16 protein-coding genes are annotated in these 18,518 nt (G+C 57.1%); 6 read left to right on the top strand and 10 right to left on the bottom strand.

Annotation, left to right across the window (positions count from 1 at the left end; genetic code table 11):
• Positions 1-308: 308 nt before the first annotated feature.
• Together HOY33_RS03490 and HOY33_RS03485 are read left to right on the top strand one after the other, a co-directional pair.
• Positions 309-2,477 (top strand): sigma 54-interacting transcriptional regulator, encoded by a 2,169-nt coding sequence (locus HOY33_RS03490; RefSeq protein WP_172288571.1) that lies wholly within the window; start codon positions 309-311, stop codon positions 2,475-2,477.
• A gap of 112 nt (positions 2,478-2,589) precedes the next feature.
• Entirely contained in the window at positions 2,590-2,910 is a 321-nt protein-coding gene (locus tag HOY33_RS03485; protein ID WP_172288569.1) for a hypothetical protein, read from the top strand.
• A 10-nt stretch (positions 2,911-2,920) separates the two neighbouring features.
• Here HOY33_RS03485 and fdhF read toward each other — a convergent pair whose 3' ends face one another.
• The 10 genes from fdhF to HOY33_RS03435 form a co-directional block, all read right to left on the bottom strand.
• Positions 2,921-5,068, bottom strand: coding sequence for a formate dehydrogenase subunit alpha (gene fdhF, locus HOY33_RS03480; RefSeq protein ID WP_172288567.1), 2,148 nt, complete (start codon positions 5,066-5,068; stop codon positions 2,921-2,923).
• A gap of 38 nt (positions 5,069-5,106) precedes the next feature.
• Positions 5,107-5,649 (bottom strand): 4Fe-4S binding protein, encoded by a 543-nt coding sequence (locus HOY33_RS03475; RefSeq protein ID WP_172288565.1) that lies wholly within the window; start codon positions 5,647-5,649, stop codon positions 5,107-5,109.
• Between the two features lie 419 nt (positions 5,650-6,068).
• Entirely contained in the window at positions 6,069-6,563 is a 495-nt protein-coding gene (gene hycI, locus HOY33_RS03470; RefSeq protein ID WP_172288563.1) for a hydrogenase maturation peptidase HycI, read from the bottom strand.
• Complete coding sequence (locus HOY33_RS03465; protein WP_172288561.1) at positions 6,556-6,960, bottom strand: formate hydrogenlyase maturation HycH family protein; 405 nt, start codon at positions 6,958-6,960, stop codon at positions 6,556-6,558. Before HOY33_RS03465 ends, hycI begins: the two co-directional genes overlap by 8 nt.
• Positions 6,957-7,748: an NADH-quinone oxidoreductase subunit B family protein gene (nuoB, locus tag HOY33_RS03460; RefSeq protein ID WP_172288559.1), complete on the bottom strand. Its 792-nt coding sequence runs from the start codon at positions 7,746-7,748 to the stop codon at positions 6,957-6,959. The genes HOY33_RS03465 and nuoB overlap by 4 nt, the downstream gene beginning before the upstream one ends.
• Positions 7,745-8,329 (bottom strand): hydrogenase 4 subunit H, encoded by a 585-nt coding sequence (gene hyfH / locus HOY33_RS03455; RefSeq protein WP_172288557.1) that lies wholly within the window; start codon positions 8,327-8,329, stop codon positions 7,745-7,747. The genes nuoB and hyfH overlap by 4 nt, the downstream gene beginning before the upstream one ends.
• A gap of 10 nt (positions 8,330-8,339) precedes the next feature.
• Positions 8,340-10,076, bottom strand: a complete 1,737-nt coding sequence (locus HOY33_RS03450) for an NADH-quinone oxidoreductase subunit C (RefSeq protein ID WP_172288555.1) — start codon at positions 10,074-10,076, stop codon at positions 8,340-8,342.
• Between the two features lie 116 nt (positions 10,077-10,192).
• Positions 10,193-11,113: a respiratory chain complex I subunit 1 family protein gene (locus HOY33_RS03445; protein ID WP_172288842.1), complete on the bottom strand. Its 921-nt coding sequence runs from the start codon at positions 11,111-11,113 to the stop codon at positions 10,193-10,195.
• A 34-nt stretch (positions 11,114-11,147) separates the two neighbouring features.
• On the bottom strand, positions 11,148-13,016 hold the full coding sequence (gene hyfB / locus HOY33_RS03440) for a hydrogenase 4 subunit B (RefSeq protein ID WP_172288553.1): 1,869 nt from the start codon (positions 13,014-13,016) through the stop codon (positions 11,148-11,150).
• Complete coding sequence (locus HOY33_RS03435; protein ID WP_172288551.1) at positions 13,013-13,639, bottom strand: 4Fe-4S dicluster domain-containing protein; 627 nt, start codon at positions 13,637-13,639, stop codon at positions 13,013-13,015. The genes hyfB and HOY33_RS03435 overlap by 4 nt, the downstream gene beginning before the upstream one ends.
• 399 nt (positions 13,640-14,038) lie before the next feature.
• Here HOY33_RS03435 and hybG point away from each other — a divergent pair, with 399 nt between their 5' ends.
• The 4 genes from hybG to HOY33_RS03415 all read left to right on the top strand — a co-directional run bounded on the left by hybG (position 14,039) and on the right by HOY33_RS03415 (position 18,518).
• Positions 14,039-14,308 carry a hydrogenase maturation factor HybG gene (hybG, locus tag HOY33_RS03430; protein WP_172288549.1) on the top strand — a complete coding sequence of 90 codons (270 nt, stop codon included), beginning with the start codon at positions 14,039-14,041 and terminating at the stop codon, positions 14,306-14,308.
• Between the two features lie 83 nt (positions 14,309-14,391).
• Positions 14,392-16,296: an FTR1 family protein gene (locus tag HOY33_RS03425; protein ID WP_172288547.1), complete on the top strand. Its 1,905-nt coding sequence runs from the start codon at positions 14,392-14,394 to the stop codon at positions 16,294-16,296.
• Between the two features lie 131 nt (positions 16,297-16,427).
• Positions 16,428-16,955: an iron transporter gene (locus HOY33_RS03420; protein WP_172288545.1), complete on the top strand. Its 528-nt coding sequence runs from the start codon at positions 16,428-16,430 to the stop codon at positions 16,953-16,955.
• Between the two features lie 165 nt (positions 16,956-17,120).
• Entirely contained in the window at positions 17,121-18,518 is a 1,398-nt protein-coding gene (locus HOY33_RS03415; protein WP_172288543.1) for a Fe-S-containing protein, read from the top strand.

The raw sequence follows: 18,518 nt of genomic DNA, 5'->3' as shown, positions 1-18,518 counted from the left end.
AATGGGCGGTTTTTGTATTTTTGATGATAAATGAAAGTAATATTTTTGTTACTCGGAAAAAACGGCAATGACGTTATATGCATAATCCGCGGCGTTCGGAGATTAAATAAAAGTCTGGCGACAGTGACGCCACTGAATGCCCAACCGCAAAAAAGTAAATGGTTCGTAGGCTTATTTTTTGTCGGGAAAGCGCTATTCCTCTCTGCGATCACGATTCAGATCAATCAATCGACGCGGCGACATAGGATTTCCTTTCGTTAGTCCTTACACTATTAACCTTATTGGTTATGATGATTTTTGCGGTGGTTATGGCGATACGACTGACAGGTTCCCCATCACGTTTGTCCATTCTGTGGCAGGATAGCCTGCTGAAAGTGTCTCAGACGCTGTTGCAGCAACGTAGCATCGATGCGCTGCTACAGGTACTGGATAGTTTGTCTTTTTCGGTAGTCAGGTTTGGGCGGGTCAATCTATTACTGCTCGATCCGTTACATAATCAAACCCTGTTTTATCGTCGTGACCGCGACGCGAATAAAACTATTCGTAGTGAAGATCCCTTACTGTTATTAGGCGGCCCGGGCAGCGTGGTGTGGAACACGCATACGCTGCTGCATTGCGACCGGGATCGTTTCCAGCGCGACTTTCCCCACCTGATGGATCAACCCGCCTACGCCGGACTCAGCGACTATTGCCAACTGCCATTATCCACGCCGCACCGGGCATTGGGCGGCGTCGAGTTTATTAAAATCGACGGCAGCCTGTTCGACGACAGCGAGATCGCCTTTTTTCAGGCCTTATCGGGCGTGATTACCTCGGCGCTGGAAAATATCAGCGAGCGCGAGCAGGCGCAGCGCGAAGCGGAGAAACTGCGCCACGAACGCGATCATTTTCGCATTCTGGTTGATGTGACGAATACCGTGATTTCCAAACTGGAACTGAAAGCGCTGGCGCAGGAGGTTTCCCGGGAGATCCACCGCTTTTTCGGTATCGACTTTGTGGCGTTGGCATTACGGGATAATGACGACGACGATAAGACATTGAAGTATTACGCCACCCATTTTCCTGCCGGACGTTCACCGCGTCTGGAGGAGGGGGAACGCAAGCTATCGGAAACCCGGGCGGCTGAAGTGATGCAGAACAATGAGGTTACGCGAATCAATAATCGGGTCAATCAGCCCGGTCAGCCGCGTTATCTGGCGCAGTGGTTCGACAGCGGATTAAAACACGCCTGCCTGTTTCCGCTGGCCTTCAGCGATCGGGTACTGGGGGTGCTGGAGCTGGCTCACCATTGCGACCTATCGGTCAGCGATGCGGAAATGAAATTGCTGAGCCAGATTGCATCGCGCATCGCCATCGCGCTGGATAATGCGCTGGCCTATGAGCAGATTACCCGCCTGAAAGATAGCCTGATTCATGAGAACTTCTATCTGACGGAACAGTTGACCGAACAAACGCAAAGCCTGGGCGGCGAAGTCTTTGGGGAAATTATCGGCCGCAGCGCGGCGATCCGTCAGGTGTTGCAACAGGTGGAAATGGTGGCGGACAGCGACAGTACCGTGCTTATTCTGGGCGAAACCGGCACCGGCAAGGAACTGATCGCCCGGGCTATCCATAGTCTGAGCCGGCGTAAGGCCAAACGCATGGTGAAAATGAACTGTGCGGCGATACCTTCCGGTTTATTGGAAAGCGATCTGTTTGGACATGAGAGAGGATCGTTTACCGGCGCCACGAGCCAACGGCAGGGGCGCTTTGAAATGGCGGATGGCAGCACGCTGTTTCTGGATGAAGTGGGCGATATCCCGCTGGAGCTTCAGCCCAAACTGTTGCGCGTATTGCAGGAACGGGAGATTGAGCGGCTGGGCGGCAGTAAAGTCATTCCGGTGGATGTGCGCCTGATTGCCGCCACCAATCGTGATTTGAAACAGATGGTGTCCGATCGGGAATACCGCAGCGATCTCTATTATCGTTTAAACGTTTTTCCTATCGTGATACCGCCGCTGCGTGAACGGCCGGAGGACATCCCGCTGTTGGCCAAGTTTTTCGCCCGTAAGATCGCCCGCCGGATGAATCGAACCATCGACAGCATTCCTTCTGAAATGCTGCGTCAGTTGAGTAAACTGCCCTGGCCGGGAAATGTACGTGAACTGGAGAATGTGATCGAAAGGGCGGTGATCCTTACCCGAGGAACCACGCTGAATTTGCAACTGGCCGAACTGCAATATCATCTCTCGCCCCTGGATGTCCCGCAACCGTCTCCCGCGATAGCGGCGGTGCTTCCTGTTCCTGCGGCTTCGCCGGTGAAAGAGCATAAGGATGAGTCGGAGCGCCAGCGGATTATTCGGGTGCTGCGGGAAACCAACGGTATTGTCGCCGGGCCGAGAGGCGCCGCCGCCAGGCTGGGATTGAAACGCACCACACTGCTGTCGCGCATGCAACGTATGGGGATCTCCGCCAGAATGCTGGAAAGTATGGAGTAGCATCACGTAGGGGCGTTTTACGGGGTAGCGATCTCTGTCTTCCCGTGAGGGGTAACTCCCAGAAAATAATTAAGTATTATTCGGTAAATCACATTAAATAACAAAAGGTTGCATGCTTAAGGGTTTCTTTCGCGTAAAAATCGTGCTGAGGTGGGCGGGACCGCCGGGTGAGCGGCAGGACAGCCGCGAAAGCCAGTGCCGCGCCGGGAGCGCGTCACTGGCGGCCCGAACAGCGGTCACGAACGCCGAAGGTATCGCGCAGCGACGCGATTTCCCGCGAAAAGCCTGGGGTCATGGGGCGGCGGCGATTGAGCCGCCCCATGTCGGGCGCGTGCTGCAACGGTTGCAGAAATCTTCATTGGTTAGTGCGCACGAAACCCTCACTGCACTGACAGAAATTCTTCCCCACATTTGTGGGGATCTTCAGCCGTGAAGGAAGACCGTTAATTCACTTCCGCCGTTTTGCGCAGGTGCGCTTTCAACTGGCTATACTCCTGCTGCACGTAATTTTCCGCCCACTGCTGGTTTTCAATCGCTTCCAGCTTGACGGCGCAGTATTTGTATTCCGGCGTTTTGGATATCGGATCGAGGTGATCCAGCGTCAGCTCGTTACAGGCGCCGATCCACCATTGATAGGTCATATACACCGCTCCTTTATTCACCCGTTCGCTGACGTCGACGCGGCTCATCACTTTGCCGCGTCGCGACGAGATCCAGGTCAGTTGCTGATCGCGCAGCCCCAGCCGTTCGGCGTCTTCAGGATTGACCTGAACGTAACCGGGTTCGTCGGCCAGCGTTTGCAACGCCGTACAGTTGCCGGTCATCGAACGACAGGAATAGTGGCCCACTTCCCGCACGGTACACAACACCAGCGGATAATCTTCATCGACCAGTTCCATCGGCGCCCGCCATTCTGTGGCGAACAGCAGGCCTTTGCCGCCGGGACGGGCAAACTGGTTGCCTTCGTACAGCCACGGCGTGCCCGGGCTGTCCTCGGTGGGGCACGGCCAGGGCACACAGGCCAGCCCGGCCATTTTCTCATAGGTGGCGCCGTAGTACGTCGGGCAGAGATGCCGCATCTCGTCCCAGATTTCCTGAGTATTGTTGTAATGCATCGGGTAGCCCAGCGCGGTAGCCATCAGGCTGATGATTTCCCAGTCCGGCTTGACGTCTCCCTGCGGTTCGACGGCCTTGTAGAAACGCTGGAAACTGCGGTCGGCGGCGGAGTACACGCCTTCATGTTCACCCCAGGAGGTGGCCGGCAAAATAATATCGGCCACCGCGGCGGTTTTGGTCATGAAGATATCCTGAACGATCAGTAATTCCAGTTCGCTGAACGCTTCCCGCATCATGGACAGATCCGGTTCGGTTTGCAGCGGATCTTCTCCCATCACATAGTTTGCTCTGATCTTGCCTTCTTTAATCTTGTGCGGCACATCGGTAAGGGAATAACCGACTTTGTCCGACAGCTCCGCCACGCCCCAGGCCTGGGCGAATTTATTCCGAATTTCCGGATCGGTAACGGATTGATAACCGGGGAACATGTTCGGCAAGGCGCCCATGTCGCAGGCGCCCTGAACATTGTTCTGACCGCGCACCGGCCCGACGCCGACGTTCGGCCGTCCCAGATTACCGGTCAGCAGCGCCAGCCCGGACAGGCCTTTGACCACATCCACGCCCTGACCCCACTGACAGACGCCCATTCCCCACAAAATAGTGGCGGTTGGAGCGGCGGCAAACATCCGCATCGCCTCGCGCACCAACTGAGGCGACAGCCCGGTGATCTCGGCCGCGTATTCCGGCGTGTATTTGGCGACGATCTGGCTATATTCCTCAAATCCTTCGGTATGACGGGCGACATAGTCCTGGTTATAGAGGCCCTCATTGATCAGCACGTTGGCAAAGGCGTTGACCAGCGCCATATTGGAGCCGTTTTTCAGCGGCAGCCACAGATCGGCGATGCGAGCGGTTTCGATATGGCGCGGATCGCAGACAATGATTTTTGCGCCGCGTTCTTTGGCTTTCAGGATCCGGCGGGCAACGATGGGATGTGAATCCGCGGCGTTATAACCGAATACCAGAATACATTCGGTATGCTCGATTTCACAGATGGAGTTGCTCATCGCCCCATTGCCCAGCGTGACCCGCAAACCGGCGACGGACGGGCCGTGGCAGACGCGGGCGCAGCAGTCAACGTTGTTATTTCCGGTAACGGCGCGAGCGAATTTTTGCATGACATAGTTGGTTTCGTTGCCCGGGCCGCGGGAAGAGCCGGTGTGCATAATCGACTCCGCGCCGTACTTCTCTTTGATGGCCTTCAGCCGTGAGCTGGCGAAGCTAATCGCTTCGTCCCAGGACACCGCTTCAAACGGCGCGCCTTTTTGACGGCGGATCAGCGGCTGCTTCAAACGCGGCGTCAGCAGTTTGGTGTCATTAAGAAAATCCCAGCCGTAATAGCCTTTAAGACAGAGTTCGCCCTCGTTGATCTGGCCGTTGGCGCCTTCGGCGCCCACCACCTTGCCGTTTTCAACCAGCAGGTTTATTTTGCAGCCTGAACCGCAATAAGGACAGACGGTAATCACTTTCTGCATGATGGTTATTCTCCTTCTGCGTACCGTTACGGCACTGTTCAGAACTGCATGCCCGCGGCGTCGTCAAGCGCCGCGCGACGTTGTTTTTGTTGGATCATGGCCTGCATATCATCGCGGCCGATCAGTCGTAATGCTTTTGTCGGACAAACTTCAATACAGGCCGGGCCTGCTGTGCGCTCATGGCAAAGATCGCACTTTTGCGCTTCGGCTTTGATCGTGTTGCCCAACGTTTGATAATGGCTGATACGGGCGACCGGTTTACTGATCACGGTCATGGCGCCGTAAGGACAAGCTACAATGCATGTCTTACAACCAATGCATTTCTCCTGCTGTACCTGAATACAATCATCCGCATGAATGATGGCGCCATTCGGACACACGTTGGCGCACGGCGCATCCTCACACTGGCGACACTGAATCGTGGTGCTGACATTCAATCCTTTAACGACCTTAAGGCGTGGTGAAAAGTGCTCTGGGGATAATGAGGCTGTTTTATCGTCGTTGTGGGACAGCGCACAGGCAACTTCGCAGGTGCGACAGCCAATACATTTCCTCGAATCTGCAATAACGAACCGGTTCATGACATCGTCTCCGACAAAAAATTGTTGTGTCGACATATCAGGGTGTGACACATCACCGCCCGGTAAAGCAGGGTTTATGCCAAAAAAAGATAAAATAATTTAATGATTTGAAAATTAACGATTTTTATTAAATTTTCGCCTGGTTTTATGGCTGAAATACCCCAGGTGACGATACTAAGAGGCGCGTTTCGGCAGATTTGACGACAAACGATTGACGAAAGCGTAGGGCACATAAACCTTTAGCCAATAAGCAACGCCGCCGTAACGCGGGAGGGGAGAAATGCCGACTGATTGTCGCGTAGCGGTGCGTTTTATGACGGCCGTAGCGGAAAAAACGGTCATTTTTTCCGCCTATCAACGCGTATTCTCATGGATGGGAAGGGTAATGGAGCACGATGCGGTTTATCTGAATAATCGTGCTACAGCATCTGGAAACCGCCGTTCCCCCGCCACCCGGCCAGCCGCTGATGAATAAGCGCCACGGCCTGTTCCACCGCCGCGCTAAGCGGACAATAGAAAGCGACTAATGCGGGCTGGATACCGATAAAAATCACCTCGGGAATATCGTCTTTTAACTGGTCGATCAGGAAATTCAGCGGCAGATTATGGGTATTCATCAGCATGTCTTCGGCGATGCGCTGCGGATCGACGATGCGTATTTCACCCGGCGCCAGCCCCATATCGGTAGCGTCCACCACCAGCAGACGGCGGGGACGAAGCGTCCGCAGACTGTGGGCGGCATTTTCCGGAATGGCGCCGCCGTCGATCACCGACCAGCCGGCGACCGGGCTTTGCGTCATGCGCTCGGCCAGCAGCGGCCCGGCGCCGTCATCGCCCATCATGCTGTTGCCCACGGTCAGCACCATATTCTCGTTGGCGACACGCGTTTCCGTGCGCCCGTTTTGCTCAATCATCAACGCGTTTCACCATTAAATAGAGCGCGGTTTCCTGTTCAATGGCGCGCAAATAGGCCAACAGGGTTTTGCTCCAGTCCGGATAAGCATCCTGTTCGCCGGACAAGGCCCCAAAGGCGCGGCCCAGCGTTTGGGTATGGCTGCTGTCGATGACGATCTCGCCAAATTTCAGCAGGCCGCTCATTTTGCGTTTTGCCTCGCCTTCCGCCAACTGCCCGATCCAGCGCTGAAAGTCCGCCTGCGGGCAGATCAGAACCTGTTTCAGGCAGTCGATCACCCCGACGTGGTGGCCGATCGCCAGTGAGTAATACATCACCTGCCGCGCCTGATCCGGCACTTTATCTTTGCTGTCGAGAAACTTCTGGCTCAGGGCGTAGAAAATCACCTGCGCGCTCATCGGCAGCGCTCCCCGTTCAACAGCGCCAGATAGATCTGCTGAAGCTGCCCGACAATCTCCGTCAGGCGCGGGTCGTTTTGTTGTTGCAGCCAGTCGGCAATGCGCCGATCCAGTCCGTCCAGCGGTTGGTTTTCCAGTCGGGCCAAAAAGGCGTCGCTGATTTCCCGTCCCTGACGATAGCCCGCCATGCGCCGGGCTTCCCGTTCCAGCAGCACGCGTAAATCCAGCGGCACGTCCGGGTGAATCAACGCGGCTTTTTCCTGTTCCGCCTGCCGATAGTCGCTGCCGTGCAGTTTCTGCTCCAGCAGACCCAGCGCGACGGCAAAGCCGTAGATGGTGGCCGCCGGGCTGGGCGGACAGCCGGGAATATAAACGTCGATGGGGACAATGGCGTCGCTGCCGCCCCATACGCAATACAGATCGTGAAAGATCCCGCCGCCGCAGCCGCAGGCGCCGTAGGAGATGCAGATTTTCGGATCGGGCGCCGCTTCATAGGCGCGCAATGCCGGTATCCGCGTTGCCCGGGTGACGGCGCCGGTAAATAACAAAATATCCGCATGGCGCGGCGAGGCCACCACTTTGATGCCGAAACGCTCGGCGTCGAACAGCGGCGCGACGGAGGCGAAGATCTCTATCTCGCAGCCGTTGCAACCGCCGCAGTCGATACGGTAGACGTAGGCGGAGCGCTGGATGTCTTGCAACAGCGTTTTCTTGAGTTTTTGCGCCTGTTCATCCAAAACAATCGGCGTGGTCTGGTAATGATCGACGCCAGTGGACAGGGTGCTCATGATTTGCTCCCATTGACAGCGGCCGGTGATGAACTGGCCGCCGGGGAAATAGACTGGCTCAGCATCACATTGCCTTGGTTGTTCATGTTCTGTTTACGTTTACATTCCGGGCAGGTTTCGAAGCGGGGCCGCTGTGATTCGACCTCGTCGGCGGACATCCCTGACTGTTTCAGCAGCGCCATGGTGTAGTCCACCTCCTTTTGCGGCGCGAAAGGACGATGGCAAACCCGGCAGTCCAGCAGGGTGAAGGTGGCGCGCTGATAGAGATCCGCTTTATTGCTCACCGCCATTTCAAATTCCTGCGACAGCACGATGGCGCGGGTCGGGCACACTTCTTCGCAGCGGCCGCAAAAAATGCAGCGCCCCAGAAAGAGCTGCCAGGTACGGGTGCCGTCGGCGACATCGGTTTCCATCGTCAGCGCATTGGCCGGGCAGGCCATGGTACAGGCGGCGCAGGCGATGCATTGCGCGGCGTCGTATTGGGGTTTGCCGCGAAATCCCGCCGGCAAATCCAGCGGTTTAAACGGGTATTTCACCGTACTGTTGCCGGTTTGCAGGATGGTTTTAAACAGTTTCAACATGGTTCATCCCCTACTTGAGCGGCGAATGGGTGCGTTCCAGACCATAACGCTCCATTTCTTTATAAGGCACGGTGGTGATTTTCTGTTTACGCACGTCAATCAGCGTCACCCGGTCGGTGCAGGAGTAGCAGGGATCGAGGCTGCCGATAATCAGCGGCGCGTCGGAAACCGTGTTGCCGCGCAACATGTAGCGCAATACCGGCCAGTTGGCATAGGTGGCGGCCCGACAGCGCCAGCGGAACAGTTTCTGATTGTCGCCGGTCATGATCCAGTGGATGTCGTCGCCGCGCGGCGCCTCGGCGAAGCCCAGCGCGAATTTGCCCGGCTGATAAGGGATCTGCTCATTGAGCAGCGGCCCTTGCGGCAGGTTGTCCAGCCCGTATTCGATCATCGCCAACGAGGTGAAGACTTCACGTATCCTGACCAGCACGCGCGAATGGACATCGCCGGCGTCCAGATGCTGCAACTCCATCGGCAGGTCGAGATAACCGGCGAACGGGTGATCGGTACGCGTATCCCGCTGGAAGCCGCTGGCGCGGATCATCGGGCCGACCGGGCTGTAATCGCGCGCGATCTTTTTATCCAGAATGCCCACGCCCTGCGTACGCTGCGCCATGTTGGGCGTATTGAGCAACATATCGCAAAGCTGGGTGATTTCGGCGCGCATTTCCCGGATCAGCCTGATGGTTTTTAACCGATCGTCTTTCAGAATATCGCGGCGGATGCCGCCAATCAGATTCAGCCCGTAGGTTTTACGGGCGCCGGTCAGTATTTCCGCGATGGTCATCGACTTTTCACGGATGCGGAAGAACTGCATAAACCCGGTATCAAAGCCGACGAAGTGGCAGGCCAGTCCGAGATTCAGCAGATGGCTGTGCAGCCGTTCCACCTCCAGCAACACGCTGCGGATACTGTGCGCGCGCGGCGGCACTATCACTCCGAGCGCGTTTTCAACCGCGGTGGTATAGGCCACGCTGTGGGTAAACCCGCAGATGCCGCACACCCGATCGGACAGAAAGGTGACTTCGTTATAGCCCATCCGCGTTTCCGCCAGTTTTTCCATGCCGCGGTGTACGTAAAACAACCGATAATCCGCATCGACAATGCGCTCGCCGTCGACGAACAGGCGGAAATGGCCCGGTTCATCAGAGGTAATATGCAACGGCCCAATCGGTACGATGCGCGCTTCGCCGTCGGCGTCGTTGATGAACGAATAGGATTCTTCATCGCGGGTGGGGGCGGGGCGCTGGCGGTAATCCATGGCGTCCTTGCGCAGCGGATACAGATCGTCCGGCCAGTCATCCGGCAGCACCAGACGGCGTTCGTCGGGCAATCCGACCGGGATCAGACCGTACATGTCGCGCACCTCGCGCTCTCCCCACACGGCGGCGGGCACGCGGGGGGTGACGGAGGGGAATTCAGGGTTATCGGCGTCGACCAGCGCTTTCACGGTGACCCAGCACTTCTCGCCCTGTTCCATGGACAGCACGTAGTAAATGGCGAAATAGCCGGTCAGTGACCGTTCATCATTACCAAACAGCACCGACAGCCAGCCGCCTTGTTGGTAGTACAGAAATTCCACCACCTCGGGCAGGGCGTTCAGCTTGACGGTCAGCGTCAACTGCTCGGGTGTTTGCCACTCTTCTTGCAGAATGGCTGCCGGAAACCGCTGTCTGACCTGGGCGGCATAACCGACGCCGCGTTTGCCAGACGACGCATTGAGGCTGGCAGCAGAGGTTTCATTCATCACGGTACATCTCCTGACGGAAAGAGGGCAACGCGTGCGGCCCGGCGATTGCCGGGGCGACGCGCTGCGGGTAGGCGGCGGTAAAGGACGTTTTTTTCATAGCGAGTATTAATCCCTTATAGGCCGATAAGATAAAAAAACCATGCCAGTACCGCGACGGCGAATCCCAGCCAGGTCACTCGGCCGATAAACAGAAAACGTCCGCGGGCCATGCTGTTTTCAATCAGCGAGGCGATGATAAACACCAGCGTCAGCTTGATGACAAAGGACGCCGCGCCCGTCGCCAGCGCCGCGGGCGTAAAGGTTTCCGCCTTGCCGAAGGGGATGAACACCGCCAGGAACAGCGCGACCACCACCACCTGTTTCAGACTGAGGCCCCATTTCACCAGCGCCAGCCCGGCGCCGGCATATTCCGTCAGCGGGCCTTCCTGCAACTCCTGTTCGGCTTCCGCGACGTCAAACGGTATCTTGCCAATCTCCGCAAAGGCGGCGAAGGCGCAGGCCAGCAGGGCGATAAAGGTTGCCACGGGCGACACCCACGAGGCGGCCAGCGCGCTGCTGATGGCGCCGATATTGGTGGAACCGGCAATCAGCGCCACCACCAGCAGCGACAGGATCAGAATGGGTTCCACCAGTACGCCGAGCGTCATCTCGCGGCTGGCGCCGATGCCGGCAAAGGTACTGCCGGTATCCAGCCCCGACAGGGAAAAGAAAAAACGCAGCAGAGCGAACAGATAGAGCAGAGTGATCACATCGCCGCCTGCGCCAAAGGGCGATGCCCAGGTGACGGCCGGCAGCGTCATGGCGATCAGCAACAGGGTGCCAATCATCACATAGGGCATCAGGCGAAAAACGCCGCCGGCGTGCAGCGGCGCAATATCCTGACGTTTCAGCAGCTTGAACAGGTCACGGTAGTCCTGCAATACGCCCGGGCCTTGCCGTGAATGCATTTTGGCGCGGATAACCCGCGACATGCCGGACATCAGCGGAGCAATCGCCAGCATCAGCAGCGCCTGCAAAAAACCGAAGGCCATCATTGCCGGCAGCGTGACCGTTACTGCGATCGGGGTTTCAGCGATCATGATGTTCTCCCGCAGCGGATGAAGAATGCGTGTCCTGTGACGAGGCGACGCCCGGCCACCGCCAGGCGCGCAGGCGGTAGAACGGCGCGAACATCACGCGCAAGGGTTGGGTAAAGCTGGCGGCGGAAACCGCCATATCGTTTTCATAGGCATAGCCGCAGGCCCACGGCGTACCGTGCCGGCGAAACGCCAGGCGCGAGCCTTTCGCGCCGAGGTAAATCAGCACCGGCAGGATCGGCAAGGCCAGCAGCAGGATAAAGATCAGCGGCATCGACAGCGAGGTCTGGTCGGGGGAGCCGGGGAACAACAGGCCGCCCTGGGCGACGGCGAGCGCGTCGGCGCCGGTCAGGCTGACGGCCACGCGCAGGATAACGGGCGCCACCTCGCTGGCGCCGAGGCCCAGCAGGATGCAGAGCAGCGCCAGCAGCAGCGTGGCCGCCCGCATGGCCCACGGGACTTCGCGCGCTTCGGCGGCGGCGGCGCTGCGGGGAGCGGCTGAAAAGGTAATGCCGTATAATTTCACGCAGCACATGGCCGCCAGCGCGCCGACTATCGCCAGCACCACGATAATAAGCGGCGCCACCAGACGCAGCGGCAGGCGACTATCCTGACTGAGCATAAACAGCGACTGATAGGTAAACCATTCGCTGACAAAGCCGTTCAGCGGCGGCAGCGCGGAAATCGCCATACAGCCGATCAGGAAGGTCACGGCGGTATAAGGCATCAGCCGCGCCAGCCCGCCCATTCGTTCCATATCTTTGATATGCAGACGGTAAATAACCGAACCCGCGCCGAGAAACAGCAGCCCTTTGAATACCGTGTGGTTGAGCATATGGTAAAGCCCGCCCAGCAGGCCGAGCGCCGCCAGTAACGGCTGGCGGCTGGCAATCCCCACCATACCCACGCCGATGCCCAGTAGAATGATGCCGACATTTTCAACCGTGTGGTAAGCCAGTACGCGCTTGATGTTGTGTTCCGCCAACCCATATAGCCCGCCCAATACCGCGGACGCGGCGCCGAACAGCATCACCATGACGCCCCACCAGATTTCGGTGGCGCCGAGCAGGTCGATCGCCACTTTGATGATGCCGAAAAGGCCGATCTTCACCATCACGCCGGCGAGCAGCGCCGAGGCGTGGGACGGCGCCGCCGGCAGACCGCGCGGCAGCCAGCCGTGCAGCGGAACCAGGCCGGCCGTGACGCCGAACCCTGCAAAGGCCAGCACAAACACGCCGGACGCCCGGGAGGCCGACAGGGAGAGCTGGCGAAAGTCGGCGAAATCAAGACTGTTGCTCTGGCGATACAGCAGCCAGAACGCCAGTATGACCAGCACGATGCCGATATGCGCGCTGAAAAAATAGCCCGTTCCCGCCCCGGGCTCGCCGTTGCGCCCGCACAGCATCAGCGCGCAGGCGCACAGCGTCATCGCCTCGAACAGAATAATAAAGTAAGCGGCGTTATCCACGCACACCAGCGCCAGCATGGCGGCAACCAACAGGTTCATAAACCAACCGATGAACCCGGCGCGTCTGCGGTATTCCCGCAGATAGGCCAGCGAATAGAGCGCGATGACGATCGTCAGCAGCGAGATGATGAGCATCATCAGCGCGGCCAGCGCGTCCAGACGCAGGGTGAGCGGCGCGAAAGCGGAAAACGGCGTCGCCACGGCGGCGGTTAACGTCACATTGTCGCGCAATACCGGCAGCGCCGAGGCGATGGCGCACAGCCCGCCGAGCGCCGTAAGCAGCGCATTGAGCGGAATGACCAGGGATTCGAGACGAAACAGACACAGCGACAGCGCCGCGCCCGCCAGATAAAGGGCCAGCGCCCACGCCAACCATTCCAGTGAAGTCATCATCGTTTATTCTCCCGTTCGGTTGCGGCGGGCGGGAACGGTATGTTGCCAGCGGGCCAATCCATCGCCTGCCGGCGTTTTGCGGCAGCCGCCTGTTCGATTTGGCTATCGTCGATGACCAGCAGAGCATCGGTCGGACAGACGCGCACGCATTCCGGCCCCTGGGCCTGAAAGGCGCACAAATCGCATTTCACCGCGACGCTGCGTATCCCGGCATTCCAGGCCAGAAACGGATTGACGGACGCCACGCTGACCGGCACGTCGGAAAGCAGGGATAAAGGAATGTGCTGGTCGAAGGTGTCCGGAATGGCGACCGGTTTACTGCCTGACGGCGTAATCGCGCCAAAAGGACAGGCGATGGCGCACAGTTTGCAGCCGATGCAGGTGCTTTCGTCTAATACCACCGCCTGATCCTGATGCGTAATGGCGTTTACCGGACAGACTTTGGCGCAGGGCGCCTCTTCACAATGTCGACATAACACCGGCGCGGTGCCCGTGATGTCGCGCTCTACCGTCAGCCGCGGATGCGTCTGCAATCCCTGGCGGCGATGCACCTGCGTACAGGCGGCCATGCAGGTATTGCAGCCGATACAGCGTTTAGGCTCCGCAATGACGAAGCGGTTCATAGCCATACCCTCCGGGGGATTCTATTAAGGTTGGCTGCGTAAAGCATATTTCGTGCCACGTCAGGCGCGTGGATAGGGCAGGCCGCATTAGATAAGGGATTGAGCGCAAAGGCGTTATTGAAAATGACGGCGATGCCGTGTCATTCGACACTAGTGACGAGCGATCCCCCCGGAGCGGTTTCGACACTTTTGACGATAGTAAAATCAAGGGTGACGACGATAGAAAAGGGGGGCATCAAACAGGCTAAAAAACCGGCGTTTTATGTAAATCTTCTCAAGCTTAATGTAAAGAAACGGCTAATCATCAGGGTGTCGGCGCTAGATTCAACCTCATTTTTTATTTATTGGCATAGAAATTGCTAGGTACTTTATTCTTCAAATCATTAATGGAAAAGCATCATGTGTCTGGGTATTCCGGGAAAGGTTGTCGAGCTGGCGTCCGTCGAGCAACAGCTGGCGTGGGTCGATGTTTGCGGCGTCCGGCGCGAGGTGAACATTGCGTTGGTTGCGGACGGCATCAACAGCGATCAACTGATTGGCCGTTGGGTACTGGTTCATGTCGGGTTTGCCATGAGCCTGTTAGATGAACAGGAAGCCTATGCCACTCTCGATGCGTTGCGGCAAATGGAAGAGGTGGAACAAGATGTTACAATTTTTTTGCATCAATAACGATTTTTCCGTGATGTAAATCAAGACATATCTGTTTATCAGGGTGATAATGAGAATAAATATCATTAGCGCTTCCTTCACTTATGTCTACCTGGCAAAAACTTTTCTTCGCATTGTGTTGGCTAGTCGGCAGTTCTCTGGCGTCAGCCGCCACGGATTACGCTACTTTTATCCAGGATATTGAATCCAGACTGGATAAAACGGCTCAACTGTATGAACAGCAAAAGCCGGATGAAGCCCGCACCGAAGTACAGATGGCCTATTTCGAAGTGTTTGAAAACCTCGAAGGCCCGATCCGAATCAATATCTCCGCGCAAAAAAGCTATCAGTTGGAAGCCACCTTTGGCGAAATTCGCCGCATGATCGGCGAAGGAAAACCGCTGGCGGAAGTGCAGGCGAAAGTGTCCTGGCTGAAAGGCGAACTGAACGCGGTTCTGCCGGTCTTGTCAGACGGCCATAAGCTGGTGGCGCAACAGCAGCACGGCGCTTATGACAACGCGGACATCGCTTTGTACTGGCAGCAGAGCTTTAAAATTATTGACGACGGGCTGGCGCAGGCCGTCAGCGACTATCAGGCCGGTGAGTATAAAAAAGCCAGTCAGAGCGTGCAGTCGGCGCATTATCAGGGGTTTAAAAATTCCGAGATGGAAATGTCGGTGCGGCAAAATCGCTCCTCGCAGCAGGCCGCCGCGATTAACCAACAGTTCACCTCGCTGATTGCCCTGACCAATCAGCCCGACCAGATGAGTGAAGTGGCCTATCGGGTCACCACCCTGTTGCAGGATATTGAAGATCTCTTGCCGGGGTTGCCCACCACGCGCGACAGCCAGCCGGTCACGGCGCCATCGGCCGATGATGGCGTTGCCGACGATGCGCCGGATGCCAACTGGGTAAACGTTTCCGACGATATTAATCAGGCCATTCTGGCGGCAATAGAAACCTATCGGCAGGGGCAGGTTAAACCGGCGATGATAGCCGTGCAGGATGCTTACTTCGATCTGTTCGAAGCCACCGGAATGGAAAATAAAGTCGGTTCCCGCGATGCGGCGTTCAAATCGACGCTGGAGGGCTATTTTACCCGTCTGGTCAGCCTGATGAATGCCGGACAACCGGTTGAACAACTGCAAATTCAGGCCGAGGCGCTGAAACAGGATCTGGCGAAAGCGGCCGATATGTTGGGCGAGGGCAATGAAACGCACTGGAGCCTGTTGATCTACAGCCTGCTGATTATTGTGCGCGAAGGGCTGGAAGCCCTGCTGATCGTGGCGGCGATCGTTGCCTATCTGGTGAAGAATAATCAGCACGACAAACTGCCGTTAATCCGTCAGTCCGTGTATGTCGCGCTGGCGTGCAGCGTGATTACCGCGGTGATTTTCCAGCTACTGTTCACCAATTCGGGCGCCAGCCGCGAACTGCTGGAAGGCGTGACGATGCTGATTGCCGTGGTGATGCTGTTCTTTATGAGCTACTGGCTGCTGTCAAAAGTGGAAGCCCGCCACTGGAAAGCGTATCTGGAAGGCAAACTATCCCATTCTTTGAGCAGCGGTTCGATGGTGGGGCTGTGGCTGACCAGCTTCCTGGCGGTTTACCGCGAAGGCGCCGAAACCGTGCTGTTCTACTACGCGCTGGTGGGCGACGCCAACAATCTGGCCGGCCATCTTTCCATTCTGGCGGGCTTCGCCATTGGCTGCGTGATCCTGATTATCGCCTATCTGATCATGCGCTTTACGGTGGTTAAACTGCCGCTTAAGCCTTTCTTTATGTTCACCGGTTGTTTCATGTATCTGATGGCGTTTGTCTTTGCCGGCAAAGGGGTACTGGAACTGATTGAAGGCAAACTGTTCGAACCGACACTGCTGACCGGCGTACCGGAAATCAGCGGGTTGGGTATTTATCCCTATGTGGAAACCTTAATACCGCAAGGGGTGCTGTTGGTCGCCGCCCTGGCCGCGCTTTGGATCATGCGGCGCAGGGCGGCGGCGATCTGATACTGGATGCAGTGAAAGGCAAAAATAACCAGAAACGGCCGTTACACCCCCTATTGATTTCAAGGCGCAGGCAACCAATACGCCGGTAATTTGAAACAAGACGGGGACATTGATGATATGAGGATGGGTTGATGAATATGCAAAAAAGTCTGATTACCGGCGCGTTAATCGCCGGCATTTTCACGGCGCCGGCGGTGTTGGCGTTTGAAGAGTATCCGGCCGGCGAGCCAGTGACCATAAATGAGTTGGAAATCGCGGCGGTTTACCTGCAACCGATTGATATGGAACCCCGTGGCATGGGGCTGCCGGCGGCAAAAGCGGATATCCATCTGGAAGCCGATATTCACGCGGTTGAAGGGAATAAAAACGGATTCGGCGCCGGTGAGTGGATGCCGTTTCTGACCATCGCCTATACCCTGACTAACACCGATACCGGCGCCAAGCAGGAAGGGACGTTTATGCCGATGGTCGCCAGCGATGGCCCGCACTATGGCGCGAACATCAAAATGATGGGCGTGGGCAACTACAAAGTCGTTTACCACATCGACCCGCCTTCCAAAGCCGGTATGCACCGTCACACCGACGACGAAACCGGTGTCGGCCGCTGGTGGAAACCGTTTGATGTCAGCTTTGATTTCAAATATGTCGGTTTAAAGTGATCGCCCCGTCCGCGATGAGCGCCTTTTCATCGCGGTAGTGTTCCACGCCTCTGCCGGTCATGGTGTCAGGGGCGTGGGCTTTCTCGTCTGCGTGTGCGTTGTGATACCCGATAGATTTCAAGGTGCGGAAGCCGACGCACCTGCAACGTGAAAGATGAAGGGAATATGAGTTATTTCTTTGTTACCACACTACAGTCATTCCTGCCGATAGCATTGCTGTTGGGGCTGAACTGGAGCCACCGTTCCACGCCTGAAATCAGGCCGTTGGTCTGGACGACGCTGCTGGCATTGATTGCGGGTACGCTAGTGGGTATTCGCATGCCCAACGGCCAGCAACTGCAACTCTGGGTGACCGGCATCCAGGCGCTGACCCTGGCGCTGTTTCTTATCAGTCAGTTTTTCTCTCATTTACGTATCGGCTATCTATGGCAGGCAATATTGGTTGCCGGTGCGGCTGCCCACTGGGGCGGCGATCCCAACCTGAGCGCATTGACCAACACCCATGTGGTGAATACCGATCTGCTGCTGAATTTCAGCGCGGTGGCGGCGGCTTTTGGCTGGCTGGCGTTCAGCGCGGCGCTCTGCGGCATGATGGTACGGCGTCTCGGCGTACTGCGCTGGCCGCTGCTGATTTTGCTGGCGGCGTTATTAATGTTGCCGATCAGCGGCAACCTGCTGTTGTTATTGATGAAGCTACAGGCGCTGGGGCTGACCAAGCCGCGTCTGAGCTATGTGGCGCAGGTCACCAATAGCGCCTATTTATTAAATTATCTCAGCGCGCTATTGATGGCGGTGACGGCGGCCGGCTATCTGCTGCCGTTATTACGCGCGCGCCGACGGATGCAGGCCGCCGCCGAAGCCATTGCCAGACGCAAAGCCACCGCCGATTACCGCAACGTGCGCCGCACGGTGCTGGCTATGCTGATTGCGCTGCTGGCGATCGTCCTGGCGCAGCTTTACTGGGATAAAGTCGCCTCACAGCCCCCCCGGCTGTCGGAAGCGTTGCCGGTGACGCTGGCCGCCGATGGCAAGGTGCATATTCCCCTCGAACAGATTCGCGACGGCAAACTGCATCGGTTTGTGTGGATTGCCGATGATGGCAAAGCGGTGCGTTTTTTCGTCATTAACCGCTATCCGGATCGGCTGCGGCTGGGCGTAGTGTTCGACGCCTGCCTGCTGTGCGGCGATCAGGGTTATGTGATGGAAGGTAATCAGGTGATCTGCGTGGCCTGCGACGTGCGTATTTTCATTCCCTCCATCGGCAAGGCGGGGGGCTGTAACCCGGTGCCGATCGAAGGCTGGAGCAATGACGACAATGAGCTGGTGATTAGCCAGGCGTCGCTGGCGGCGGGCGTCAACTATTTCACCACGGTGATATCGCTGGAGGTGGTCGATCCGGTGGACGGTTCCAGGCTGACCAACGTGAAGGCCGAACATAAGTATCGCTACGGTGGTAAAACCTATTTCTTCTCGACGGAAGCGAATTACAACCACTTCCGCGCAAACCCCGCTAAATATGTCGGTTCAGCGGCGGCGGCCGACGAACAAGCGGAAGGGGAATAA

The sequence above is a fragment of the Brenneria sp. hezel4-2-4 genome, assembly GCF_013155275.1.
Taxonomy (GTDB): Bacteria; Pseudomonadota; Gammaproteobacteria; order Enterobacterales; family Enterobacteriaceae; genus Brenneria.
The sequence above is the reverse complement of the archived record's forward strand: the minus strand, read 5'-3'. Positions and strand labels throughout refer to the sequence as shown.